Annotated in this window: 24 protein-coding genes; 3 read left to right on the top strand and 21 right to left on the bottom strand. The window is 69.3% G+C overall.

Translation table 11 applies throughout. From position 1 onward, the window contains the following. Window positions 1-37 precede the first annotated feature (37 nt). The 9 genes from C8E96_RS21275 to C8E96_RS21235 form a co-directional block, all read right to left on the bottom strand. A complete protein-coding gene (locus tag C8E96_RS21275; RefSeq protein WP_133794638.1) occupies window positions 38-550 on the bottom strand; it encodes a hypothetical protein in 513 nt (170 codons plus the stop codon). 14 nt (window positions 551-564) lie between these two features. After that, window positions 565-1812 carry an MCE family protein gene (locus tag C8E96_RS21270; RefSeq protein ID WP_091375212.1) on the bottom strand — a complete coding sequence of 416 codons (1248 nt, stop codon included), beginning with the start codon at window positions 1810-1812 and terminating at the stop codon, window positions 565-567. Continuing rightward, on the bottom strand, window positions 1812-2972 hold the full coding sequence (locus C8E96_RS21265; RefSeq protein WP_091375210.1) for an MCE family protein: 1161 nt from the start codon (window positions 2970-2972) through the stop codon (window positions 1812-1814). The genes C8E96_RS21270 and C8E96_RS21265 overlap by 1 nt, the downstream gene beginning before the upstream one ends. Beyond that, window positions 2972-4165: an MCE family protein gene (locus C8E96_RS21260; protein ID WP_091375207.1), complete on the bottom strand. Its 1194-nt coding sequence runs from the start codon at window positions 4163-4165 to the stop codon at window positions 2972-2974. Before C8E96_RS21260 ends, C8E96_RS21265 begins: the two co-directional genes overlap by 1 nt. Further along, window positions 4165-5193 carry an MCE family protein gene (locus C8E96_RS21255; protein WP_407642645.1) on the bottom strand — a complete coding sequence of 343 codons (1029 nt, stop codon included), beginning with the start codon at window positions 5191-5193 and terminating at the stop codon, window positions 4165-4167. Before C8E96_RS21255 ends, C8E96_RS21260 begins: the two co-directional genes overlap by 1 nt. After that, on the bottom strand, window positions 5190-6227 hold the full coding sequence (locus C8E96_RS21250) for an MCE family protein (RefSeq protein ID WP_091375205.1): 1038 nt from the start codon (window positions 6225-6227) through the stop codon (window positions 5190-5192). The genes C8E96_RS21255 and C8E96_RS21250 overlap by 4 nt, the downstream gene beginning before the upstream one ends. Further along, on the bottom strand, window positions 6224-7546 hold the full coding sequence (locus C8E96_RS21245; RefSeq protein WP_091375202.1) for an MCE family protein: 1323 nt from the start codon (window positions 7544-7546) through the stop codon (window positions 6224-6226). The genes C8E96_RS21250 and C8E96_RS21245 overlap by 4 nt, the downstream gene beginning before the upstream one ends. Further along, the gene (locus C8E96_RS21240) at window positions 7543-8328 is read right to left on the bottom strand and encodes an MlaE family ABC transporter permease (protein ID WP_407642681.1); all 786 of its coding nucleotides are present in this window, start codon (window positions 8326-8328) and stop codon (window positions 7543-7545) included. Before C8E96_RS21240 ends, C8E96_RS21245 begins: the two co-directional genes overlap by 4 nt. A gap of 73 nt (window positions 8329-8401) precedes the next feature. Next, window positions 8402-9199, bottom strand: coding sequence for an MlaE family ABC transporter permease (locus C8E96_RS21235; RefSeq protein WP_091375198.1), 798 nt, complete (start codon window positions 9197-9199; stop codon window positions 8402-8404). Window positions 9200-9413: 214 nt separating this feature from the next. Between C8E96_RS21235 and C8E96_RS21230 the strand changes: the two genes are divergently transcribed. Beyond that, entirely contained in the window at window positions 9414-10403 is a 990-nt protein-coding gene (locus C8E96_RS21230; protein ID WP_091375195.1) for an AraC family transcriptional regulator, read from the top strand. A gap of 3 nt (window positions 10404-10406) precedes the next feature. On the opposite strand, the gene C8E96_RS21225 is transcribed toward C8E96_RS21230, so the two are convergent. The 5 genes from C8E96_RS21225 to fadD11 form a co-directional block, all read right to left on the bottom strand. Further along, window positions 10407-11243, bottom strand: a complete 837-nt coding sequence (locus C8E96_RS21225) for an enoyl-CoA hydratase-related protein (protein ID WP_091375193.1) — start codon at window positions 11241-11243, stop codon at window positions 10407-10409. 14 nt (window positions 11244-11257) lie between these two features. Continuing rightward, a complete protein-coding gene (locus C8E96_RS21220; protein ID WP_091375190.1) occupies window positions 11258-12385 on the bottom strand; it encodes an acyl-CoA dehydrogenase family protein in 1128 nt (375 codons plus the stop codon). Window positions 12386-12453: 68 nt separating this feature from the next. Further along, window positions 12454-13959: an aldehyde dehydrogenase family protein gene (locus tag C8E96_RS21215; protein WP_407642644.1), complete on the bottom strand. Its 1506-nt coding sequence runs from the start codon at window positions 13957-13959 to the stop codon at window positions 12454-12456. Then, window positions 13956-14471, bottom strand: a complete 516-nt coding sequence (locus tag C8E96_RS21210) for an SRPBCC family protein (RefSeq protein WP_091375187.1) — start codon at window positions 14469-14471, stop codon at window positions 13956-13958. The genes C8E96_RS21215 and C8E96_RS21210 overlap by 4 nt, the downstream gene beginning before the upstream one ends. Window positions 14472-14476: 5 nt before the next feature. After that, on the bottom strand, window positions 14477-16288 hold the full coding sequence (fadD11, locus tag C8E96_RS21205; protein ID WP_091375185.1) for a fatty acid--CoA ligase FadD11: 1812 nt from the start codon (window positions 16286-16288) through the stop codon (window positions 14477-14479). Window positions 16289-16417: 129 nt separating this feature from the next. Between fadD11 and C8E96_RS21200 the strand changes: the two genes are divergently transcribed. Continuing rightward, window positions 16418-17020 carry a TetR/AcrR family transcriptional regulator gene (locus tag C8E96_RS21200; RefSeq protein WP_091375671.1) on the top strand — a complete coding sequence of 201 codons (603 nt, stop codon included), beginning with the start codon at window positions 16418-16420 and terminating at the stop codon, window positions 17018-17020. On the opposite strand, the gene C8E96_RS21195 is transcribed toward C8E96_RS21200, so the two are convergent. The 6 genes from C8E96_RS21195 to C8E96_RS21170 all read right to left on the bottom strand — a co-directional run bounded on the left by C8E96_RS21195 (window position 16975) and on the right by C8E96_RS21170 (window position 23138). Beyond that, on the bottom strand, window positions 16975-17982 hold the full coding sequence (locus C8E96_RS21195; RefSeq protein WP_091375182.1) for an alpha/beta hydrolase fold domain-containing protein: 1008 nt from the start codon (window positions 17980-17982) through the stop codon (window positions 16975-16977). The genes C8E96_RS21200 and C8E96_RS21195 overlap by 46 nt on opposite strands. After that, window positions 17979-18830 carry a short-chain dehydrogenase/reductase gene (locus C8E96_RS21190; RefSeq protein WP_091375181.1) on the bottom strand — a complete coding sequence of 284 codons (852 nt, stop codon included), beginning with the start codon at window positions 18828-18830 and terminating at the stop codon, window positions 17979-17981. The genes C8E96_RS21195 and C8E96_RS21190 overlap by 4 nt, the downstream gene beginning before the upstream one ends. Next, a complete protein-coding gene (locus tag C8E96_RS21185) occupies window positions 18827-20314 on the bottom strand; it encodes a flavin-containing monooxygenase (protein ID WP_091375178.1) in 1488 nt (495 codons plus the stop codon). The genes C8E96_RS21190 and C8E96_RS21185 overlap by 4 nt, the downstream gene beginning before the upstream one ends. Window positions 20315-20328: 14 nt before the next feature. Next, on the bottom strand, window positions 20329-21405 hold the full coding sequence (locus C8E96_RS21180) for a PDR/VanB family oxidoreductase (protein ID WP_091375175.1): 1077 nt from the start codon (window positions 21403-21405) through the stop codon (window positions 20329-20331). Then, window positions 21402-22289 (bottom strand): metal-dependent hydrolase, encoded by an 888-nt coding sequence (locus tag C8E96_RS21175; RefSeq protein ID WP_091375172.1) that lies wholly within the window; start codon window positions 22287-22289, stop codon window positions 21402-21404. Before C8E96_RS21175 ends, C8E96_RS21180 begins: the two co-directional genes overlap by 4 nt. Before the next feature lie 195 nt (window positions 22290-22484). Then, on the bottom strand, window positions 22485-23138 hold the full coding sequence (locus tag C8E96_RS21170) for a TetR/AcrR family transcriptional regulator (protein ID WP_228769903.1): 654 nt from the start codon (window positions 23136-23138) through the stop codon (window positions 22485-22487). 121 nt (window positions 23139-23259) lie between these two features. Between C8E96_RS21170 and C8E96_RS21165 the strand changes: the two genes are divergently transcribed. Then, on the top strand, window positions 23260-24333 hold the full coding sequence (locus tag C8E96_RS21165) for a lipocalin family protein (protein WP_091375167.1): 1074 nt from the start codon (window positions 23260-23262) through the stop codon (window positions 24331-24333). Window positions 24334-24337: 4 nt separating this feature from the next. Here the strand turns inward: C8E96_RS21165 and C8E96_RS21160 are convergent, their stop codons facing one another. Then, window positions 24338-24940 carry a TetR/AcrR family transcriptional regulator gene (locus C8E96_RS21160; RefSeq protein ID WP_091375164.1) on the bottom strand — a complete coding sequence of 201 codons (603 nt, stop codon included), beginning with the start codon at window positions 24938-24940 and terminating at the stop codon, window positions 24338-24340. Between the last annotated feature and the right edge of the window lie 62 nt (window positions 24941-25002).

Here is a 25002-nt window from a genome sequence, read left to right as displayed (position 1 = left end):
GCGGGTGCGGCTCGGCCAGAACCACGCGGGAGCATGCCTAACCCGCTTTCGCCAGAACCTGGACGGCACTGAGCTTCCAGCCGTCGGCGGTGCGGGTCAGTTCGGCGATGACGCGGCTGCGTCTGGCCTGTGGCTCGCCGTTGTCGGTCCGCAGCGCAAGGTCGAGCACGGCCATGAGTTCCGCGGTGCCCGCGCGTTCGTCCACTTTGGTCACGACGGAGTCGACCACGGTCGCGGTGGTCGCGGTCTTCGCCGCGGTGGCCGCGCGGGCGTCGCTCTCACGGTTGGTCTCGAACCGTTCCCGCAGTTCGCCGGTCGCCGCGTCCCGCCAGCGGTCGAGTGCGGCCTCGACTTCGCGGTGATCGAGTGTGTTGACATCCACCAGTGCCTGCGCGCCCGCCGCGCGGGCCTCGTCGCGGAGCGCGCCGAGTTCGCGCCCGTCGTCGTGGGCCGCACGCCACCAGGACACCCCGCACCACGCCGCCGCCACCACGGCCAGGACCGCCGTCAGCAGCACGGCACGGTGCGCCCAGCCGTCGCCGGTCACCATCGCGTCCTCCTTCATCAGGTGGCCAGGCCGAACAGGCGCGTGATCGTCGGTGCTCCCGCCGGTCCGGCGAGACCGGGCATCCCGGGCAGGCCCGCCGTCGAGCCTGGTCCGCCCGCCGCGTCGGGTTGTGGGCTCCGCGCGGGTGCGGGCGGCATTCCGGGGAACGGCGCGTTGCTCGAACCGCGGACGTTGATGGGGCTGCCCGGGGGCTCCGCGCAGTACGCGTCCTTGTTGACCGCGGCGGGACTGTTGTCCGACCCGGCCCGCTGGACAGTGCCCTCGTAGCCGCGCGTGCAGACCACCGGGTCGGCGGTGTTGAGCACCAAGCCCATGTGCGCCGTCCCGTCGCCGGGCAGCAGGGTGTTGATCTGGCCGCCGATGATCGGATACGCCACCAGGATCTGCTCGATGCCGGCCTTGCGGCTGGTGGTGATGTCGCTGATGGTGAGCAGGTTGGCGAACACCACGCCGAAGCCGCTGCCCGACTCGCGCAGGATGCCGTCGACCAGGTCGGCGACCTGCGGTGAGACGGTGATCAGCCTGCGCAGGTCCGGGTCGGAGGACTTGAGGCGCGCGGCGAGTTGGTTGAACCCCTGCGCGAGCGCCAAGATCTGCGCCGAGTCGCGCTGCTGGGTCGCCAGGACGGTGCGTCCGTCGGCGAGCAGCGCCTTGGTCTGGGGAAGGTGCTCGGTGGACGCCGCCGTCAGCGACGCCGTGTGGTCCAGCAACCCCTGCAGTTGCGGTCCCGCGCCGGTGAAGGCCTGGTCGAGTTCGTCGACGACGGTCCGCAGCGAGTCGATCGGCACACTGGTGACCAGTCGGTCCAGGTTCTCCAGCAACACCTCGGGCGCGCGCGGGATGCGGGTGCGCTCGCGCGGAATCACCGATCCCTGGGCCAGCTGTGGCCCGCCGTCGCTGTCGGGACGCAGGTCGACGAACTGCTCGCCGATCGCCGAACGGTTCGCCACGACGGCGGTGACGTCGGCGGGGATCGGCGGGGCGGCCGGGTCGATGTCGAGGTCGACGTCGAGCCCGTCACGGCTCAGGCGCAGCTCGCCGACCCGGCCGATCGTGACGCCGCGGTAGGCGACTTCCGCGTTGGTGAAGATGCCGCCGGAGTCGGCCAGCCGGACCGTGACGACATAGCCGCGCGAGCCGAACAGCCGGTCCAGGCCCGCGTACCGCGCACCCGCGTAGGTCACCCCGACGACGGCGATCACCAGGAACAGCACGAACTGGATCTTCGTTTTGCGGGTCAGCATCAGCCACCGCCGATGATCGACAGCAAGGGCGACAAGGGGGATCCGTCGGCGGCGGTGCCCACCGTGCTGATCGACGGCAACGGCAGCTGCGGCGCCTGCGCACGGGGCGCCGGTGCGCCGGTGCCGGGCGAGGGCGCGACCGGCTGTTGTGAAGCACTCAGGTTGTCGAGGACGCCGCTCAGGTCGAAGTCGAAGGTCATGTCCGCGTTGAAGTAGTCGCCGTGGATGTTGTTGAGCGCGTAGTCGCCGAACGGGAACGTCCCCAGCACCTCCAGCGCCTTGGGGAAGTTGTCCCCCGCCTCGGCGAGCTTGGTCACCGTCGGGGCCAGCGCCTTGAGGTCGGCGACGAAGTCCTCGCGTGAGGCGTTGATCGTGTCGACCGCGGCCTCGGAGAGCCCGTCGAGCGCGCGGAGCATTGTCACCAGTTGGTCGCGCTGGTCGGTGACGACCTTCATGCCCGCGGGCAGGTCCCGCACGGCGGTGGCGATCTCGCCGCGGCGGGCGGCAATCGCCGCGGCGAACCGGTCGAGCGCGTCGATCGCCTTGGCGATGTCCGCCTTCTGGCCGTCGAGGTCGCCCGCGATCCGGTTCATGGTCTCCAGCAGCGACCGCACCTGCGGCTCGTTGCCGCCGAGCGCGGCGTTGAACTCGGTGACGATGGTCCGCACCTGCTCGATCCCGCCGCCGTTGAGCAGCATCGACAGCGCGCCGAGCGCCTCCTCGATCTCCGGGTTTCGGTTGGTTCTGGTCACGGGAATCACCCCGCCGGCCGAAAGGCGTCCCGCGCCGCCGGTCGAGTCCGCCGGGGCGCGCAGCTGCACGAACTTCTCCCCGAGCAGGCTGGACTGGCGCAGGTCGGCGAAGGCGTCGGCGGGCAGGACGACCTCGCCCGCGATCAGCAGTGTCACCTCGGCCGTGCGGCCGTCGGCGGCGAGGGCGATGTCCTCGACCCGGCCCACCGCGACGTCGCTGACCTTCACCCCCGCCTGCGGCACGAGGTCCAGCACGTCGGCGAAGTGGGCCGTGACGCGATACGGGTGCTCCCCGAGGTCCGCGCCGCCGGGCAGCGGAACCTGGTGGACGCCACGGAATTCGCCGCCGCAGGAGGCGACGAGCGTCAGCGCCGCACCCACGGCCGCAGCCCTGGTCCAGCGGTTCATCATCGGCCTCCTTGTCCTGGCACGTCGACACCGACCATGGGCAGCGGCAGCGCGGGCTGCTTGCCCTGTGCCGCGCCCCCGAGGACCTCGGCCACCGACGGCAGGGGGACCGCGCCATCGATGACGGGGGCCAGCTGAAGGCAGGCGTCACGCACATCCGCCGGGATCTCGGCGGGTGCGGACTGCCGAATCAGCATGCACAGCATCATCACCGGCGGGTAAGTCAGTTCGTTGAGGTTGTTGCGGGAATGCTGGGTTCCCGACGCGGCGTCGTAGGTGTTGATCAGGTTCGCCACGGCGACCGGGGACACGTCGAGCACCTCGGCCAGCGCGGCCCGCTGGTCGACGAGCACCTTGGTAACCACCGCCAGTTTGTCCACATTGGACTGCAAGGCCGTGCGGTTGTCCTCGATGAAGGCCCGCACCTCCTCCAGCGCGTCGGCCAGCGAGCCGAGCGCGGCGCCGATCTCGTCGCTGTCGGCGGCGAGGAAGCCGGTCACCTCGGCCATCCTGCCGTTGAACTCGTGGATCTGGCTGTCGCTCGCGGCAAGGGTGCTGGTGAACCGCTGGAGGTTGTCCACGGTCTCGAACAGGTCGCCCTTGCTGTTCGCCAGCGTGCCCGCGGCGGCGTTGAGTTCGCGCAGGGTCTCGTTGAGCGACTTGCCGGTTCCGTCGAGGTTCGCCGCGGAGGTGTCCAGCAAGCGGGTCAGCGCACCGTCGCGGTTCGCGCCCTCGGGACCGAGCGCGACGTTGAGCTCGTCGAGGGTCTTGGACAGGTCGTCGATCTCGACCGGCGTCGCCGTCCGCTCCCGCGGGATCTTCGCACCGTCGGCGATCTCGGGTCCGCCGGTGTAGACGGGGGCGAGTTGGACATAGCGGTCGCTGACCAGGCTCGGCGCCACCACGATCGCACGGACCTGCTCGGGCACGCGGACGTCGGCGTCGACGACCAGTTCGACCTTGACCAAGGTGCCCTCGGGTGTCACCGACTCGATGGTGCCGACGTCGATCCCGAGGACGCGCACCGCCGACCCGGGGTAGACACCGACGGCCTGGGAGAAGTAGGCCGTCAGCCGCACACCGGTCGATCCGGCGATCACCGGCCACACACCGGCCGCCACCACCAGCGCCAGCACACAGGAGACTGCCGCGTACCGAAACGTCCGCGCGCCCAATCGGCTTGCCACCGTCATCACCTGCCACCCAGGGTCGTAGTGTCCGACTTCGGCGGGAGGCAGCCGTGCGGGTTCACCGCGAGCAGACCCGCGTCGACTGAAGCCGGTGCCAGACCACACATGTAGCTGTCGAACCACCGTCCACTGCCGACGGTGTTGTTGAAGACCCGCACGAACGGCGCCATCGCCGCGACCCCGCGCGCGAGGTTGTCCTGGTTGCGCGCCAGGATGCCCGCGATCCGGTCCAGTTTGGTCAGCGCGGGCTTGAGGTGCTCCCGGTTGTCGGCGACCAGGCCGCTCAGCTGGGTCGAGAGTTCGCGGACACCGACGAGGAGGTTGTGGATGACGTCCTTGCGCGCCTGGAGTTCGGCGAGCAACAGGTTGCCGTCGGCGATCAGGGTGGCGATGTCGGAGTCCCGCTCGGCCAGGGTGGCGCTGACCTGCCTGGTGTTGGACAGCAGGGTGGTCAGCTGCTGATCGCGCGACGAGATCGTCTTGGCCAGCGCGGAGAGTCCGTCCATCGCACCCCGCAGGTGCCGCGGGGTGTCGGCGAACGCCTGCGACATCGTGTCCATGCTCTTGGCCAGGGCGTCGACATCGAGTTCGTCCACGGTCTCGGCGAGCTGGTTGAACGCGGTGTTGAGGTCGAACGGCGCCCGGGTCCGCGCGCGCGGGATGGCCTCATCCGGGTTCTGCTCGGCCTCGCCGAGCGGGTCGAGGGCGAGGTACTTCTCCCCCAGCAGCGTCTTGATCTCGATCGACGCCGTCGACCGGTCGCCCACCCACACGTCGTCGACCCGGAAGTCGACGCGCACGTGGTCACCGTCGAGCGAGACGTCCTCGACCCGGCCGACCTTGACCCCCGCGACCCGGACCTCGTTGCCGTCCTTGAGTCCCGCGGACTCGGTGAACTCGGCACGGTAGTCCGTGCCGCCGCCGATGAGGGGCAGGTCCTCGGAGAACAGGGCTGCCGCGGCGACAAGTCCGATGAGGACAATCGAGACCACCCCCGCCGCAGCGGGGTCACGGTCGCGCATCCGGGTCACGGTCCACACCTCTCGGGCATGTCGGTCGCGGGCAGCGGGGTGATCGGCACGCTGAGGTTCAGGCCGGCCACGGTGACCTTGCCGCTGAGCCTGCACAGGTAGAAGTTGAACCAGCTGCCGTAGGACGCGGTTCTCGTGATCGTCTCCAGCTTGTGGGGCAGGCCGGAGACGAACTGCTCGACCAGGCCGCTGTTGCGGTCCAGGTTCGTCGCCAGCGCGTCGAGGCCCGCGATGCTGTCCTTGAGCGGTGGGCGGGCCGCGGTGAGCAGCCCGGTCGTGGCGTCGGTCAGGGTGCCGAGCGCCTCGATCGCCTGGCCGATGGGTTCGCGCTGCTCGGCGAGACCGGTCACCAGCTCCTGCGTCTGGGTGATCAGCCGCGACACCTCGTCGGTGCGTTCGTTGACGGTGCCGAGCACCAGGTTCAGGTTGTCGATCACCTTGCCGATGACCGCGTCCTTGTCGGCGATCGCCGTCGTCAGCGACTCGGTGTGCGCCAGCAGCGAGGTGATCGTGCCGCCCTCGCCCTGCATCACCTGGATGATCTCGTAGGACAGCTTGTTCACGTCTTCCGGGGACAGCGCCTGGAACAGCGGTTTGAACCCGTTGAACAGGGCGGTGAGGTTCAGCGCGGGCCTGGTGCGGTCGAGTGGGATGGTCCCGCCCACCGCGAGCACCGCGTTCGGGTCGCCCCCGACACCGTGGCCGAGCGCGATGTACCGCTGCCCGATGAGGTTCCGGTACTTGATCGACGCGGTGCCGCCCGCGGGCAGCGCCCGGTCGGCGTCGATCTCGAAGCGCACCCGCGCCACCCGCCGGTCCACCACGTCGATGCCGCTGACCTGCCCGATCCGCACCCCGGACATCCGGATGTCGTCGCCGACGTTGAGCCCGGTGACATCGGCGAAATCCGCCGAGTACTCCCTCGACGGCCCGAATCTCGTGTTGGCGATCGTCACGCCGAGCACCGCGGTCAGGGTCACGGTGACGCCGATGAAGACGGCCAGCTTCACCAGCGGGACGGTGACACTCCTCATCGGACAGTCACCTCCGCGCCGCGGAACGCCGGTCCGAGAAGCAATGCGGCCCAATCCGGCACGTCCTCGGGCATGACTTCCATACCTGGTGCGAGCAGCACGGCGATCAGGTCTCGCTCCTGGGGAGAGTTGGCGATCTGGTCGGGTACGGCCGATTGCGGGACGGTGACGCCTTGCGGGCCACCGTCCGAGCGTGGTGGCGGCGGTTTGGTCGAGCCGTCCTTGACCGGGCCGTCCGGGTACTGGGGGAAGTTGCCCGCGGGCACTGAGTCGTAGCACCGGGGGCCGCGGGTGTCGAGATTGCGCGGGGTGTCGACACCCGGCAGGTACTTGCCTCTGGACACGGCGACCTCGACGGTGAACTTGGCGATCTTCGGGTGCTCGGTGCCCTTGCCCAGCGCGGTACTGCCGACCTTGATGGCGTCGGCGAACTGCTTGATGAAGCAGGGGTACTCGGGCGCGTACTTCGCCAGCACCTCGAGCGTGGGCCTGCTCGCCGCGGCCAGGGCGATCATGTTCGCGCGATTGGCCTCGATGAACCGTCGCAAGTCGACCGAGGACGTGGTCACGCTGCCGTACAGCGAGTCCAGGCCTGCCCGCTGCTCGACGAACGTCCGGCTCGTGGTGGTCAGGTCGGCCAGCGCGTCGAGCAGCTCCGGGGCGGCTTCGGCGTAGGTGTCGGCGACCGCCGCCAGACTCGTGATGTTGGCTTTCAGGTCGGGCAGCGCAGGCTCGAACTCACCGAGGTAGGCATCGAGTGCCACCAGGGTCTCCCCCAGTTTCCTCCCCCGACCCTCCAGCGCCGTGGCGATGGCGGTCAGGGTGGTCGACAGCTTCTGCGGCTGGACGGCTTGCAGCACGGGCACGAGGTCGTTGAGCACCCGCTCGATCTCGATGGCCGAACTGCTGCGGTCCTGTCCGATGACGTCGCCATCGCCCAGGCTCCGAGAGGAGGTCTGCTCGGACAGCCGAAGCGACACATAGCGTTCGCCGAACAGCGTCTTGGGCAGCAGCCGGGCCTCGACGTTGTCGGGGATGGCGTGCACCCGGTCGGGGTCGAGCGCCAGGTCGAGCACGGCCTTGTCGCCGGTGGACCGCACGGACCGGACTTCGCCCACCACCACTCCCCGCACCTTGACGTCGGACCCTGGTCGCAGTTGGTTGCCGACGCGGTCGGTTTCCAGGTTCACGTGGATCGCCGGGGTGAAAGTCTTGCGGTAGACCGCCACGGACAGCCCGATGAGGGCGACGACGACCGCGACGAACAGGACGCCGAGCACTCGGTAGCGGGCGGCGCTGAGGCCGCGGTGGTTGCTCATCCGGCGATCCGGACCGTGGTGGTGGATCCCCAGATGGCCAGGCTGAGGAAGAAGTCCGTGACGGTGAGGGTCACGATCGCGGTGCGCACGGCGCGACCGACCGCGACGCCGACACCGGCGGGCCCACCTGAGGCGTGGTAGCCGTAGTAGCAGTGCACCAGGATGATCAGGACACTGAAGACCACGACCTTGAGGAAGGACCACAGCACGTCCTCCGGGGGCAAGAAGAGCGTGAAGTAGTGGTCATAGGTGCCCGCGGACTGGCCGTACACAACGACTGTGATGGTCCTCGACGCCAGGTAGGACGACAGCAGGCCGACCACGTACAGTGGAATCACCGCAGCGAGCCCGGCGAGGATCCGGGTGGTCACCAGGTACGGCACGCTGGGGATGCCCATGACCTCCAGGGCGTCGACCTCCTCGGAGATGCGCATCGCGCCCAGCTGCGCGGTGAAGCCGCAGCCGACGGTCGCCGAGAGCGCCAGCCCGGCGGCCAGCGGGGCGACCTCGCGGGTGTTGAAGTACGCGGAGATGAACCCGGTGAGCGCCGCCGTCCCCAGCTGGTTCAGCGCCGAATAGCCCTGCAGGCCGACGATCGTCCCGGTGAACAGGGTCATCCCGATCATCACCCCGAGGGTGCCGCCGATGATCGCCAGCGCGCCGGAGCCGAAGCTGACCTCGGTCAGCAGGCGCACGGTTTCCTTGCGGTAGCGGCGAAGCACTCTCGGCGTCCAGGCGAGTGCGCCGAGGTAGAACCACAGCCGGTGGCCGAAGTCCTCCATCAGGTTCGCCGGCTTGGCCACCGCCGCGGCCACCGATTCACGGGCCTTGGACACGGTCGGCTGGGTCATCGACTCACATCCCCTTCGGTGGGACGACCTGCAGGTAGATCCCGGTGATGACGACGTTGACCAGGAACAGCAGCAGGAAGGTGATCACCACGGCCTGGTTGACCGCGTCACCGACGCCTTTCGGGCCCGCGGACGGATTCAGGCCGCGGTAGGCCGCGACCACCCCGGCGGCGAACCCGTACAGCACCGCTTTGAACTCACTGATCCACAGGTCCGGCAACTGCGTGAGCATGTTGAAGCTGGCGAGATAGGCGCCCGGGGTGCCGCCCTGCATGACGACGTTGAAGAAGTAGCCACCCGCGACGCCGACCACGCTGACCAACCCGTTGAGCAGCACGGCGATCACGACCGCGGCCAACACCCGCGGCACGACCAGACGCTGGATCGGGTTGACCCCCAACACCTGCATCGCGTCGATCTCCTCGCGGATGGTCCGGGCGCCTAGGTCGGCCGTCACCGCGGACCCGCCCGCCCCCGCCACGAGCAGCGCCGTCACCAAGGGAGCCGCCTGCTGGACGATGGCCAGGCCGGCGGCGGCGCCGGTGAAGGACTGGGCGCCGATCTGCGAGGTCAGCGCGCCCAGTTGCAGGGAGATGACCGCGCCGAACGGGATGGCGACCAGCGCGGTCGGCAGCACGGTCACACTGGCGAAGAACCAGCACTGCTGGATGAACTCGCGCGTCTGGAACGGCCGGCGCGGCACCAGCCGGAGCACTTCCACGGCGAGCAGGGCCAAGCGGCCGGTCTGGCGCAGGGCGCCGATCCCGGGGAAGTCGACCCACGACTTCTGGTGGGTGCTCATGGCGAACTCCGGAGAAACACGTCAGTACCTCCCGAATCCCGGCAACGGCAAGGTCATCGAGTTCACCGTGGCGTGCAGTCGAACAGTAGGAGACCGATCGCCGTGACGACATGACACGCGTGCGCGCTTTCTATGACCAGCACGCTCAACCGCGTCCTGGGACCGGCCCGCTCGTTGAACACACAGCGACCTCATAGGACGATTGGAGCGCGCCATGGCCACGACGATCCCGATCCGCTACGCGCACTCCATGCTGTACGGGTTGCGTCGCGCCGACCTCGATGTGGCGTTGGCGGTCAAGCGGGCCGGGATTCCCCAGCCGTTGCTCTCCTCGCCGCACGCCCGCATGACCAGAGAGCAGGGGCAGAGCCTGTTCAGCGAGGTCGTGCGCACGCTCGACGACGAGTCGCTCGGCCGGGCCGCGTTGCCCCGGCCGGTCGGGTCCTTCGCCACCATGGGCCTGACGCTGGTTGCCGCGCAGGACCTCGGCGACGCGCTGCGACGGATGCGGCGCTTCCTGCGGATGTTCCCGACCGGGCCCTACGTCCGCCTCGTGCGGGCCGACGGGCACGCGGGCCTGGAGTTCGACCTGCGCGGCACCGACGACGAAGACCACTTCCTCGCGGAGGTGGTCATGTGCTCCATCCACCGCTTCGCCGAATGGCTTGTCGGGGCTCGGATCTACCTGACCTCGGCGTCATTCACCTATCCGAGGCCCGCGTACGCCGCCCTCTACCACCACGCCTTCGGGTGCGCTTCGTCATTCGGCGCCGCGGAGTCGGTGCTGTGGTTCGACGAGAAGGAACTCGCCAGGCCGGTCATCCGGGACGAGCGAAGCCTTTACGGCTTGCTGAGCGAACCCGCTGTCGACCTGCTGACCCGGCGGTCGGTGACGTTGACCGCCGCCGACCAGGTGCGGCGCATGATCGAACAGCGGGTCGGGACGGACCTGCCCACCCCGGGGGAACTGGCCGACCGCCTCGGCATCAGCCAGGCGACGCTGCGCAGGCGACTGCAAGAATTGGGCACCTCCACCGGACGCATCCGCGAGCAGATCCTGCGCGACGCCGCGATCACCCGACTCGCGTGCGACGAACCGGTGAGCGACATCGCCGCCCTGCTCGGCTTCTCGGAGGTCAGCGCCTTCTACCGCGCGTTCAAACGGTGGACCGGCACCACAACCACCGACTACCGCCCCGCCTAGCGGTCAGTCTGCTTGGGACACTGGGGCCCGCCACGGGAGGAACGCAGGCAGGTCGGCGGGCACCGTGCCGGGAAACTTCGGTGCCCGCTTCTGCAGGAACGCCGTGATGCCCTCCAGCGAGTCCGGGCTCGCGAACGCGTGCGCGATCAGCTTCGAGTCGAGCTGGAAGGCCGCTTCCGGGGAGTCCTCGCCCTGCATGTGCAGCAGCGTCCGGCGAATGACCGCCGTGGCCACTGGGGCGGTGTTGGCGATGAGGTCGCGTGCGATCTCATAGGCTTTGTCCAGCAGCGCTTCCGGCTCGACCACCTGGGACACCAGCCCGGCCGCGAGCGCTTCGGTCGCCGGGATCAGCCGACCGGTGAGCATCCACTCCTGCGCCCGCGCGAGCCCGACAATCCTTGGCAGGAACCAGGTCGAGCCACCCTCGGGAAACAAGCCCCGGCGGGCGAAGACGAAACCGAAGCGGGCGTCGGACGCCGCGATCCGGATGTCGGCGGGCAAGGTCAGGGTGGAGCCGACCCCGACCGCGGCACCGTGGATGGCGGCGATTACCGGCTTGTTCATCCGCGACAACGGCCGGGTCGCGCGGGAGGCGGGTTCCACCCAGTCGGCGGCGGTGAAGTCGTCGCCGCCCTCGGTGAGGTCCATGCCGACGCAGAAGTCCTTGCCGTTGGCGTTGATCACCACGACGCGAACGTCGTCATCGGCGTCCGCGGCGGCGAACGCCTCGGGGAGTTCGTTCGCCATCCGGATCGTGTATCCGTTGCGGGCGGCGGGCCGGTTGAGGGTGATCGTGGCGATCCCGTCCTCCACCGCGTACGTGATGGCCTCGAAAGTCATGGCACTCCTTGGACTCACAGCGAGCGGGCGATCAGGTCTTTCATGACCTCGTTGGCCCCGGCGAGGATGCGCATGACGCGGGCGCCGGTGTAGATGCGGGCGATCGGGTACTCGTCCATGTACCCGTAGCCGCCGAACAGTTGCAGGCAGCGGTCGGCGACCTCGCCCTGCCGGTCGGTGAGCCAGTACTTGACCATCGCGGCGGTGGTGACGTCGAGTTCGCCGCGCAGGTGTTTGCCGATGCAGTCGTCGAGGAAGGTGCGGCCGATCGTGGTGATGGTGGCGCACTCGGCGAGCTCGAACCTGGTGTTCTGCATGACGAACAGCGGCTTGCCGAATATCTCGCGCGACTTGGCGTACTCGACGGTCAGGTCGACGGCGACCTCCATGGACGCCACGGCCAGCGTGCCGGTCAGCAGCCGCTCCTGCGGAAGCTGCTCCATGAGCTGGATGAAGCCCTTGCCCTCGGCCGGGCCGAGCAGGTTCGCCTGGGGCACGCGGAGTCCGTCGAAGAACAGCTCGGCGGTGTCCTGGCCCTGGTTGCCGATCTTGTGCAGGATCCGGCCGCGCTGGAAACCGGGGGTGTCGTCGCCGACCTCGGCTACGATCAGACTCAACCCGGCCGCACCCGCCGCGTCGCCGGTCTTGCAGGCGATGATCACCAGGTCGCACAGGGCACCGTTGGTGATGAACGTCTTGGCGCCGCTGATGACGTAGTCGTCGCCGTCCTTGGCCGCGCGGGTGGCGATGGCCTGCAGGTCCGACCCGGTGCCGGGCTCGGTCATCGCGATGGACCCGACCCACTGTCCACTCGCGAGCTTCGGCAGCCACCGCAGCTTCTGCTCATGCGAGGCGTAGGCGTTGAGGTAGTGCGCCACGATGCCCGCGTGCACGACGAAGCCCATCGCCTGATCGCCCGCGCGGACCTGCTCCTCGATCAGCACGATCTCGCTGGCGAACGTCCCGCCGCCGCCCCCGTACTCCTCGGGGATGGACATGCAGTTCAGGCCCAGCTCACCCGCGCGCGCATACAACTCGCGGTCCGGGTGGCCCTGCTCGATGAATCGGTCCTGGTGCGGCGCCACCTCCTTGGTGAAGTAGGTGCGTGCGAGTTCGCGCACGGCGGTCAGCTCGTCGTCCATCCAGGGCGACCGCACACTTCGCAGTGACACGCCGGGGCCTGCCTTTCCAGTCGATGGATCTGGTGCCGTCACCGGATTCTCCCGTGCAACAGGGTTGTCAGCACCCTGACGATGCGATCGGTGAACTCGGTGCGGGCGAACGTGGTCAGCGCGAGCGGGGACGGGAACCGCTGCCTGGTCACGGCTTTCGGGTAGGTGAACTCGCGCAGCCCGTCCGGACCGTGCACCCGGCCGAAGCCGGACTCGCCGACACCGCCCAGCGGCAGGGTCGGGATCGTGGCGTACGCGACGAACGCGTTGACCGCGACGCCGCCTGCACGGATCCGGCCGGCGATCTCACTGCCGCGCCTGCGCGCGAAGATCGTGACGCCGAGGTGGTAGCGGCTGGCGTTGACCAACTCGACGGCCTGGTCCATGTCGTCGACCTTGGCGATGGTCATCGTCGGCCCAAAGGTCTCCTCGGTGACAGCGAGCGCGTCCTCCGGCACGTCGACCAGGATCGTCGGCTGGACGAACTGGCTGTCGAAGGTGTCGAGACCGCCGAGCACCGCGCGGCCACCGCGCTCAAGGGCGTCCTCGATGTGCGCGCGGATGACCGCGACCTGGCTGGGCATGGTGATCGGGCCGATCTTCGCGCCCGCATCCGAGCCCGCGCGCACGTCCTTGGCCGCCGCCAGGACCCGGTCGAGAAACTGGTCGTAGACCAACTCGTGCACGTAGACCCGTTCCACGCCAAGGCAAGTCTGGCCCGCGTTCGACAGCGCGCCCCACACCGCCGCGTCCGCCGCGGCGTCGAGGTCGGCGTCGACATCGACGACGAGCGCGTCCTTGCCGCCGCACTCCATCAGCACGGGTGTCAGGGATCGCGCGCAGGCCGCCATGACTTTCTTGCCGGTCGCGGTCGAGCCGGTGAAGCCGATCTTGTCCACACCGGACTCGCACAGCGCCGCCCCGGTCGCGCCCGACCCGGTGACCAGGCGCAGCACCGGGTGTTCCGGCACGGCGCGCTCGAACGCCCGGACCAGCCACTCCCCCACCCCCGGGGAGAACTCGCTGGGCTTGAACACGACCGCGTTGCCCGCGGCGAGCGCGAACGACAGCGAGCCGAGCGGCGTGAACACCGGGTAGTTCCACGGACCGATGACCCCGACCACGCCCAGCGGCGGGTACTCCAGCGTCGCCGCCTGGTTGATGGTCATCAGGTCACTCGGCATCCGCCTGCGGCCGAGGACGGCTCCCGCGTTCTTGCTGGCCCATGCCAAGTGCTGCAGCGCCATCACGATCTCAAGCCTGGCGTCCGACACCGGCTTGCCGACCTCGGCGTTCATCAGTCGGGCGAGGGTGTCGGCGCCACGGGCGATCTCGCCCCGCCAGCGGTCGAGCAGCCTGCCGCGGTCGGCGAAACCCAGCGCGACCCACGCGGGCGCCGCCGCCCTCGCCGCGGCCACAGCGGCCGTGACGTCGGCGACACCGTGCTCGGGGTAGCTCGCGATGACTTCGCCGGTCGCCGGGTCGCACACCTCGAACATCGGCGGCGTCGCGACCTTGGGGAGGCGGACCTGGGCTTTGGTCATCGGGCAACACCCTTCCGCATACTCGGTTCGACCACTTTGCGGATGCCCTGCGCGATGCCGCCCAAAAGACGTCCGGTCAGCGGAGCGCCCAGCTTCAAGGCCTGGTGCAACGCCGGGACACCGGAGTAGGCGAAGGTCCACGTGAGCCGGGTTCCGGCGAGGGTCTCGTCAAGACGCAGATCCTCGCCGAACGTGGTGAACAGGGGCCGGGTCGCGGCCTCGACGGAGAACGTCATCCGCTTGCCTTCTTCCCAGCGGTAGAACCGTTCCCGCAACGAGACGAGACCCGGCCCGAGTGTCACCACACGGGTGGTGCCGACGCCGAATGGGCGGGGGGTGCGCCATTCGACGCCGGTGATCAGCGGCGACCACGACACGAGCGTGTCGGGCGCGGTCAGTGCCGACCAGACCGCGGCGGGCGGCGCGGCGAGCTCGACGACGTGCAGGTGTCGAGTCGCCGCGGTCCCCACGGCGTCACCGGCGGCAGCTTTCAGCGGGTACCAACGGGTCATCGCCGCTACCGACTCTCCGCGGCCACGGCCTCGTGTACGCCGTCACCTGGCTCGTCGGCGTAGAGGGCATCGATCTGCGGGCCGTACTTGGCGGAGATCGGCTTGCGGCGCAGCTTCATGGTCAGGGTCAGCTCGTCGCCGCCCGGCTCCCAGAACGTCGGCAGGATCATGAATCGCTTGATCTGCTCGACCCGCGACAGCTTCTCGTTGCCCGCCGCGACACCGGCGCTGATCCGGGCGATGACGTCGGCGTCGACGGCCAGGGCCTCGGCGGTGGCGTCGGTGAGCCCGCGCTGCGCGGCGTAGGCGGCGGCGCCGTCGAGGTCGAGCACGATCAGCGCGGTGATGTAGGGCCGGTTGTCGCCGATCGCGGTGAGCGCGCCCACCAGCGGCGCCGCCGCCTTGATCGTGTTCTCGATGTTCGCGGGCGACAGGTTCTTGCCCGACGAGCTGATGATCAGTTCCTTCTTGCGGTCGACCACCCGCAGGAAGCCCGCGTCGTCCATCGTGATGATGTCGCCGGTGTGCAGCCAGCCCTCGGCGTCGATCGCCTCGGCGGTCTTCTCCGGCTCCTTGCGGTAGCCCTTCATCAGCAGCGGTCCGCGGATGAGGAACTCGCCGTCTTCGGCGATCTTGCCCTCCATGCCGGGCAGCAGCCTGCCGACCGCGCCGAGCTTGGCGTCGCGTGGGTGCGCGGCGCTGGCCACACAGGTCAGCTCCGACATGCCCCAGATCTCGGCGATCGGGATGCCGAGACCGGCGAAGAAGCCGAGGGTCTCCGGCGGGATCGGCGCGGCGCCGGACATCGCCCAGCGCACCTCGTCCAGGCCGATCTTCTTGCGCAGCAGCGAAAGCACCAGCTGGTCGGCCTTGGCCCACTCGGCGGCGACCTCGTCGGACAGCTGCTCGCCCGCGAGGTCGGCCGCGCCCTTCTTGGCCGCGACCGAGAGCGCCCACAGCAAGCCCTGCTTGCGGGTTTCGTCCTGCTCGGCGGCCACACCGAACTCGATGGCCAGCTTCAGCTTCTCCCACACACGCGGGACCGCGCCCCAGAACGTCGGGCGCGTGTCGGGCAGCGCGGCGGCGATCTGGCGCGGGTCGGCGACGGTGGTGACCTGGGTGCCGAACACCTCCTGCAGGTACAGGGCGGTGAACCGGTCGGCGATGTGCGCGGTCGGCATGAAGGAGGTGATCCGGTCGCCGAACTCGACGTCGAGGACCTCCGCGAACGCGTACGCCTCGTACATCAGGTTCGCGTGGGTGGACTCCACGCCCTTGGGGTTGCCGGTGGTGCCCGAGGTGTAGATCAGGGTGGCGATGTCGTCGGGCCGCACGGCCTGCCAGCCCGCGTCGAAGTCGTAGTCGGCCGCGCCGCGCGCGACCAGTTCCGCGACAGTCATCGCGCCTTCGGCGGCTCCGTCAACAACAACGATGTGGTCGATTTCCGCGCCACTGGAACGGATCCGCTCGACGTACTGGGCCTCGCAGAACACCAACCGGTTGCCCGCGTTGCCGAAGACGTACTTCAACTGGTCCGCGGCAAGGGTGTTGTAGACCGAGAACGACGTCGCGCCGACGTGCTGCGCCCCGACTTCCAGGGGGTAGAACTCGACCCGGTTGGACATCATCAGCGCGACGGCGTCACCTCGCCCGATTCCCAGTGCGGCCAGGCCCGCGGCGACCTGGCGCACCTGTTCGGCGTACTCGCGCCAGGTCAGCGTCTCGACATCGCCGGGGGTGCGCAGGGCGACAGCGTCGGGGGCGACGGCAGCCGTGCGCTGAAAAGCTTCACACAGGGTGCTCGGCCGGTCGGTCATCGAAGGCTCCTCGGAAGTCGGCACTGCCACATCCGGAACAGTACGATGCAACTTTATGTGTTGCAATGTTGCATCCAGAATTGCAACATAATTGGCGGATTGTTGCGCCCGGTCCGTAGAGTGGTGCGGGTGACGACCAGTGCCACTGACTCCACGGAACGCATCCTCGACGCCGCCCTCGCGCTGTTCGAGGACGTGGGCATCCGGCGTACGACGCTGGAGGACATCGCCCGCCGCGCGGGTGTCGACCGGGTCACCGTCTACCGGCGGCTCGGCTCCAAGAGCGACGTCGTCGAAGCGGTGAACGCCCGGGAGGCGCGACGGATCTTCGCGGCCGTGTTCGACACGGCGAGCAAGTCGGCCACCGCCGCCGATCGCATCGCGGTCGCCTTCGCCACCGTGGTGCACCGCCTGTGGACCCACACCCTGATCAACCGCCTGCGGCGACTGGAACCGGAGACGTCGCTGCCCAAAATGACCACCGAGGGGACCGCGCTCATCCAGATCGCCGTCGCGGGGACCGTGGAGATGCTCGAACAGGCCGTCCGGGAGAAGCTGCTGCCCCCCGCGGACGACTATCCCGCCCGGGCCGAAGTCATGGTGCGGCTCGCGCACTCGTTCATCGTCACCCCGCGAGGCCACATCCCCCTCGACAACGAGGCCGACTTGGTGCAGTTCGCCCGCACCTACCTCGTGCCGATCGTCACCGGAGCGCACTCCCCGGCCGGATGACAGCAGGTTCGGGCGTTTGCGTCGCCCAAGTGGGAGCGGACGAAGATCGCCGCTCGAAGCAGTGCCAGGCGCGCCTCGGGCACCAGCCGCTGGAGCGTGACGTAGGAGTGCACCTGGCCGCGCACCACGAACAGCCGGTTGGCGACGCCTGCCCGGTCCAGTCGCTCGTGCAGGCGCTCGGAGTCCCCGGCGAAACACTCGGTGCCGCCGACCTGGGTCAGGATCGGCGGGAATCGGCGCAGCACGGCGAGAGTCGCGGTCAACGGCGATAGCCGCGGGTCGGCGAAGTCCCCACCGGGGTGAAACGCCGCGGAGCACCGGGCGGCGAAGGTCGGGGTCATCACCGGGTCGGGTCGGACCGCGTCGCGGCGGATCGCGTCGGTGAGCGTGGGGTCGAGCAGCGGGGAGAACAGCGTCACCGCGGCGGGCAGCGCGCTTCGCCGCTGGGCCAAGGTCGTCAGCAGCCCGACCGCCAGGTGGCCACCGGCGGAATCGCCCGCGACCGCGATGCGCTCCGGCCGATGTCCTTGGCCCAGCAACCATTCGTAGGCCGCGAGGGCGTCGTCGAGTGCCGCCGGATACGGGTGTTCGGGCGCGCGGCGGTAGGCGACCGCGAGCACCGGCAGTGCGGTCAGCCGGGAGAGCGGCCCGGTGACACACCGGTAGGCGCGTGGCGACGAGGCGACGTAGCCGCCGCCGTGGAGGTAGAGGACCACTCCGGCGGCGATCGGCCGCGCGTTGCGGGCCCGCACCCACTCGCCTGCGAACCGCGCTGTCCGCAGTGGCTGGATCTTTGCGGTGCCGGGCCACCCGGCGAGTACCCCGGCGATGGTGATGGCCGCGCGCAGATAGCGCAGTTGGGTGCCTTCGAGCCGGACGGTGTCGATCCGCGGTCGGACGATGCGCCTGCCACACACCGCCACGAGCCCGCTGGTCAGGCTCGGCCTTTGGTGGCGCGTCACCGCGCGGACTTCTGACGTGCCTCAAGGTCGCGGATCAGCTGGTGCACGCGTCGGTCCTTGGCCAGGACCCGGTCCACGGCGGCGTTGATGACGCCACGAAACAGCGAATAGGGCAGCCACCGGGCCGGGGCGATCGTCGTGCCCGCCCGGTCGGCGATACCCTCGGCGATCGAGGCGGCCGCGGCGTCGGCGGTGATCCGATGGTTCAGCGGCCAGCCGAGCAGTTCGTCGAGCCTGCGGCCGATCGGGTCGTCGTCCAGGGTCGCGGTCGCCAGCGGCGTGTCCACGAAACCGAAGTACGCCACACCGGCGGTGGCGCCGTGGGGAGCCAACTCCAGCTTCAGCGCGCGGCCGATCTGCTCGGCCGCCGCCTTGGTGGACATGTAGGCGACACCGCCCACGCCCGGCGAGAACGCGGCGCACGAGGCCACGACGACGACGTGCCCGCCCGAGGCGATGACCGCCTCCAGCGCGGGCCGCACCGTGTTGAGGACACCGGTCTGGTTGATCGCGACGACCCGGTCGTAGTCGGCGAGGTCCATGGTCCTGATCGTCGCGGGCGACGGGGTCACGCCCGCGTTGGCGACGACCACGTCGAGGCGACCGTGATGGTCGATCACCCTGCTCACCGCGTCGGCCATCGCGGCCCGGTCGGTCACATCCGCGGTGGCGATGAAGACCCGATCCTCACCCAGGGACGCCCGCGCGAGGGCCGCCTCGTTGACATCGACGAGCGCCACCCGCGCACCCTGGGCGTGCAGCCGCTTGGCCAGGGCCAGACCGATGCCCTGCCCGGCGCCGGTGATCAGCACGACCTTGTCGCGCACGTCGTAAGTCGGCCGCCTCATGCCCGAACCTCCTCAATGGAGGGTTCCGCTCGGCGTACGGTGTAGTCGTCGAGGTCGATCTTGGCGGTGCGGGCCCGAAAGCCTGCCGAGAAACCCGGGTAGTGGGTGAAGTTGCGCCCGCTCCGACTCAGGTAGTAGCTGTGGCAGCCACCGGTGAGGAAGACCGAGCGCCTCAGACCCCGGTCCGCCCACTCCACAAAGGACTGCTCCGCCTCGGCCGTGACCTCGATCCCGGCCAGGTCGCACCGTCGCATCTCCCGCAGAGCGTCGACGATGTACCGCACCTGGTCTTCGATGGTGATCACCGCCGAGGTGTAGACGCCGGAGTTGGGGCCCAGGAGCAGGAACAGGTTCGGGAAGTTGTGGATGGTGGTGCCCAGGTAAGCGGCCATCTCGCCTGCCCGCCACTGGTCGGCGACGCTGGTGCCGTCGCGGCCGTGGATCAGGTCGAAGCCAGGGTGGTCGGTCATCCGGAACCCGGTGCCAAAGATGATCGTGTCGAGCTGGTGCTCGGTGCCGTCCGCGGTGACGATGCCCTGCTCGGTCACCTCGACGATCCCGTCGGTGACCACCGTAGTGTTCGGCGCGGTGAGCGCCGGGTAGTACGCGTTGGAGAACGTGGGCCGCTTGCATCCGACGGCGTAGGACGGCGTGAGCCTGGCTCGCAGGTCCGGGTCCTTGACCTGCCGGGTGAGCAGCGCCCTGGCCAGCCACTCCAGGGGTTTCTGCAGTCGCGGCTCGTGGATGAAGCCCGGAACGAGCGCCTCGAAGGTGAGCGCCCAGGCTTTGCGGGCGGCGGCCTGGGCGCGCGGCAGGTGCCGGTAGAGGCGACGGGTCAACGCACCCACCGGGCGGTCGGGGTGCGGCAGCACCCAGATGGGCGTGCGCTGGAAGACACTCAACCGCCCTGCCAGCGGCTGCACTCGCGGAATGAACTGCACGGCCGACGCGCCGGTGCCGATCACACCGACTCGTTCGCCGGTGAGGTCGTGGTCGTGGTCCCATGCCTGCGAGTGGAACACCTTGCCGCGGAACCGTTCGAGCCCCGGCAGGTCCGGGATCGATGGCGCGCTGAAGGGTCCGATGGCGCCGATCAGCACCTGGGCGGTCAGGTCCCCGGTGCTGGTCGAGATCCGCCACCGGCAGGCGTCGTCGTCCCAGGAGGCATCGGTGACCTCGGTCGAGAACCGAACGTGGGGCAGCACAGCGAAGTCGGTGGCACAGCGGTGCAGGTACTCCTTGAGCTCCGCCTGCAGCGGGTAGAGCCGACTCCAGTCCGGGTTGGGCGCGAAGGAGTAGGAGTAGATCAGCGACGGCACGTCGCACTGCGCACCCGGGTAGTTGTTGATCTGCCAGGTGCCGCCGACCTCCTGCGCGCGTTCGAGCACGACGAAGTCGTCGATACCCTCCTGTTTGAGGCGGATGGCCGCACCCAGGCCGCCGAATCCGGCGCCGACAATGGCCACGCGGACATGCTGGGTCATGGAAGTCCTCCGGCTCACAGGTCGAGGGTGAGGCGGTCGCCCGCGGCCCGGGAGACGCAGATGAGCATGTCGGTCTCCCGCTCGGCGGGCCGCAGCTTGGTGTCGCGGTGCTCCACTCCCCCGTCGAGCACCCGGTGCTTGCAACTGCCGCAGAAACCCTGCTGACAGGAGTAGCGGACCGCGGGCACCGCCCGGCGGATGGCGGCCAGCGCGGATTCGTCCGCGCCGACGGCGAGGGTCACGCCGGAGCGCGCGAGGTGCACGTCGAACGGTCTGCCGCCGACGACCGGCGGGGCCGAGAATCGTTCGCTGTGCAGCGATCCGGTCGGGTTGAGCGACGGCTGGACGGCGCGTGCGGCCTCGATGAGCGGCGGCGGACCGCAGACGTAGACCGCCGCGCCCGGCTTGGCGGGCCGAACCAGGTCGGCCGCGTCGGGCACGCCGCACTCGTCGTCCGGGCGCAACTCCAGCCGTCCCCCGCCGATCGCCTCAAGCTCGGCGACGAAGGGCATCGTGGCCAGGGAGCGGCCGACGTAGACCAGGGTCCAGTCCGCGCCTCGGCGGGCGGCCTCGCGCACCATCGGCAGGATCGGCGTGATCCCGATTCCGCCCGCGATGAACAGGTAGGACTCCACGTCGATGAAGGTGAAGGCGTTGCGGGGACCGCGGACGGTGAGGACGTCGCCCTCGCCGACCTCGCTGTGCATCGCCACCGACCCGCCGCCGCCACCGTCGATGCGGCGCACCGCGATGCGATAGCAGCCGCGGTCCGCGGGGTCGCCGCACAGGGAGTACTGCCGCTGAATCCCCGAGGGCAGGAAGACGTCGAGATGGGCGCCGGGAATCCAGGCCGGGAGGGCGCCGCCATCCGGGCGGCGCAGCGTAAAGCTGACGACGTCCTCGGCCTCGGCGGCGATCGAGGAGACGACCAGGTCCAGGTCGAATCCGTTGCGGCGCACGGGTTTCGACCTGGAGAGGTACGGCGCCGCGGCACTCGCGGCGAACACCCTGGAGTACGCCCGCGCACCCCGGGCCAGCGCCCGCAGCGTTCGCGACGGCGCATGGGTCGCGCCTGTGCTCGCCTCGCTCATGCCCTGGCGCCGTGGGCCGCTGGAGACTGCGCGAGGTAGCGCAGGCCCTTGTCGATCGGGCCCATCTGGGAGGGGTGGAAACTGGGGCGGAGGTACTGCGGGATCTCCTTGAAGACGAACCGGAGCCCCGGGATCAGGCCACGACGGACGTCCTTGACGAACGCCAGCGGCCAGGTCCACCGGTGCTTGGTCACCGTCGGGTCGTTGGCGTACATCCAGGCGGACGTGTAGAGCCAGAGGACCAGCAGTCCCGCCGAGGCGAGGATCGCGGTGCGCACCCGGCGGGCATAGCTGCCGTCGACGTACTGGAAGACGTCGTAGGCCACATTGCGGTGCTCCATCTCCTCCGCGCCGTGCCAGCGGAGCAGGTCGAGCATGGTCGGGTCCACGCCGAGCTCGTCGAACCGGCGGTTGTCGAGCAGCCACTCGCCGACCGTCGCGGTGAAATGCTCGGCCGCGGCGTAGAGGCCCAGCCGCTCGCGGAACCAGGCCTCCCCGGCGCGACCGGTCAGGCCGTGGTCGCCGAAGACCTTGTCCATGACGAACTCCATCAGCCGCATGATCTTCGGGATGTCGACGCCGTTGTCGGCCAGGTGGACCCGGAAGGACTCATGCGAACTGGCGTGGGTCTCCTCCTGGCCGATGAAGCCGAGCAACTCCTCCCGCAGTCGCGGGTCCTCGATCCGCGGCAGCGCCCGGCCCAGGACGTCGGCCATGGCGCGCTCGCCCTCGGGCAGGACGAGGTGCATGACGTTCCAGAAGTGCGTGGCGTACGGGTGACCGGGGATGTACTCGGTCGGCACGCCGGTCCAGTCGAAGGACACGTCGCGGGCACGAATGGCCAGTGCTTCGTCCTGGTACGCCTGCTGTTGCCTGTCGGCCATGGTTCCTACCTCCGCGTGATGGCCCCACGACTGTAACAATGCAATGCGATATGTTGCAATGCTACTAGCCCGCCACCCCGGAATTTCTAGGTTCTGGTCACCTGGCGCGTGACGGTGCGGGCTGCGGGTTACCGTGGTCGGCCGCCGTCACGGTCCCCTTAGGTGACGGTCGGTCGCACGGCCGGTTCGTCACTGTCACATGGTTCCCAGCGGAACGCCCTCATTCGGCGACAGGTCCCCGACTCCGGCCAGGGCGCCGAGCAGATCGCCGAGCGTGGCGACGAATCGTCCGCGCGAGAACGACGGCCCGGCCAGGACGTAGCGGACCGGAAGGGTCAGGCACAGCTGCGCCGCGGCCCAGCAGCGCGCCTCGAACTCGTCGCCGTCAAACGGGCTGCCGATCATGGTGAAGGCGAGCCGGAGCCGATCGAGCAGTTTCTGGTCGAGCACCTCCCGAGAATGCGCGGGACCGAGCCGCGGCACCTCGTTGACCAGCACGTCGAGCAGCCGCCGGTTCTGCTCGAGCACATCGATCGCGGCGTTGGCGTAGTCCTCGAACATCGACCTGCTGTCATGCCGCAGCGCACCCAGCGGGCGGTTGAGCATGGTCGTCAGTTCGACAAGGAACCGTTCGAGGACCAACCGGACGACAGCGTCCTTGTCCGGGAAGTAGTAGTAGAGCGACCCCGGGCTGACCCCCGCCTCGGCGGCGATCTTGTTCGTGGAGGCCCCGGCGTACCCGTGCCGCTCCAGAACGCGAGCACCTCCGTCGAGGATGCGGCGCACCATCGCTTGTGATCGTTGCTGCTGGGGCTGCTTGCGCTGGTGGGGCCGACGGTGCGGGTCCATGACGATCAGACCTCCTGGAGGTTAAGAACGCGACTTGAAGTCGAGCGTTCGCTCACCTTAGCTTGACAACTGTCAATTAAGGGGCCTCGTGTCACCATCTCCCGGTACGGAAGGACGACCGATGAAGGTCATTCAAGTCACACGCAGGCGGTTGTTCGCCGCGTGCGCATCGCTGGCCCTGGTCGCGGGCATGGCAGCCGTGCCGCCCACGGCCGCCGCGGCGCAGGTCGGCTTCGCGATGCCCGCCAACGAAGGCGCCCACGACATCCGCTACGAGTGGTGGTACGTGACCGGTCACCTGACCGGCGTCGACCCGTCGGGCGGTGTCCACGAGTACGGCTTCGAGTCCACGTTCTTCAAGAACGGCGTCGGCTCGTGGTGCTGCTGGCCGGACGGCTACGCCCACCACCTGGCGGTCACCGACCTGACCAGGGACACCTTCACCTTCTCGACGAAGAACACGATCGGCTACCCGAGCAACCCCTCAGGCGGCGGGTTCGACGTCGGGATCGACAGCTGGCGGCTGACCGGCAAGGACGGCAACCACACGATCAAGGGCAACCTCGAGGACGGCGAGTACGTCTTCGACCTGACCACCACCACGAACAAGCCGGTCGCCTGGCACGGCGGCGACGGCGTCATCGAGTACGGCCCGTGGGCGGACTCGGCGTACTACTCGTGGACCAACCTCAACGTCGGCGGCACCCTGTACGACCACGGCGTGCCGGTCACCATCACCGGCGGCAAGGCGTGGTCGGACCACCAGTGGTTCGGCGGCGACTCGGCCTACGGCGGCTGGGACTGGTACAGCGTGCAACTCGACAACGGCAACGAGTACATGATCTACCTGATCAAGGGCGCGTCCGGCGCCTACGTGCAGAAGGTCGGCACCCTGATCAAGCCCAACGGCCAGACCGTCCAACTCGACCCCGCGGCACTGACGATGACGCCACTGGGCTTCTGGACGAGCCCGCACAGCGGCCGCACCTACTCCAGCGGCTGGACTGTCACGGTCCCCGGTGGGGCGCTGACGATCCTGCCCAAGCGCAAGGACCAGGAAGTGCGCTCGTCGATTCCCGACGTCGACTACTGGGAGGGCGCCTCGACCGTGACGGGCACGATCAACGGCTCGGCCGTCACCGGCAAGGGCTACACCGAGATCAACCCGGTGCAGTACGAACCGGGCGGTTTCTGATCCGTCAACGCGCGCGCAGGCTGTCGAGCACCATCTCGACAGCCTGCGCCGCGGCCTGTTCCTGGTCGACATCCTTGTCACCGAGGGAAGCGAACGACTCCGGGTGGCTGCCCATCAGGCCGAGGCCGTAGGTGGTGAGGTAGAAGAAGATGGTCGACACCGGGCCCGGTCGGACCACCCCCTCGGCCTGCAACTGGCGCAGGGGGCGCAGGCCGAGTTCGTTGATCGGCGCGATGTAGCGGTGGAACAGGTACTCATAGCGCGAGCCGCCGGGTCGGGCGGATTCCTGGTTGATGATCTGGATCAGCCCGGGGTTGGCCCGCGTGGTCGCCAGGAAGCGCAGCGCGGAGGCGCGCAATTGGTCGAACGGGTCAGTGCCCGCTTCGGTGACGGCGCTGAGCAGCTCGCCCACCAAGTGTTTGAAGCCGTGGTCGACCGCGGCGTGCCAGAGCTGGTCCTTGGACCCGAACCGCTGGTTGAGCGTGTTGTGGCTGATGTCGAGGCGCCTGCACAGGGCGCGCACCGACGCGCCTTCATAGCCGAGCTCGGCGAAGGCGAGCAGCGCGGCGTCGAGGAGGACTTCGTCGCTTACCAGGCGTGGTCGCATCGAGGTGATGTTATCCAACACTGTTCGGGGCTTGGGGATGCCGCGGGTGGGCGGCGCGGGGT

The sequence above is a fragment of the Actinokineospora alba genome, from assembly GCF_004362515.1.
GTDB classification, from domain to species: domain Bacteria; phylum Actinomycetota; class Actinomycetes; order Mycobacteriales; family Pseudonocardiaceae; genus Actinokineospora; species Actinokineospora alba.
Note: the sequence above shows the minus strand (reverse complement) of the source record. Positions and strands in the feature narration are given on the sequence as shown.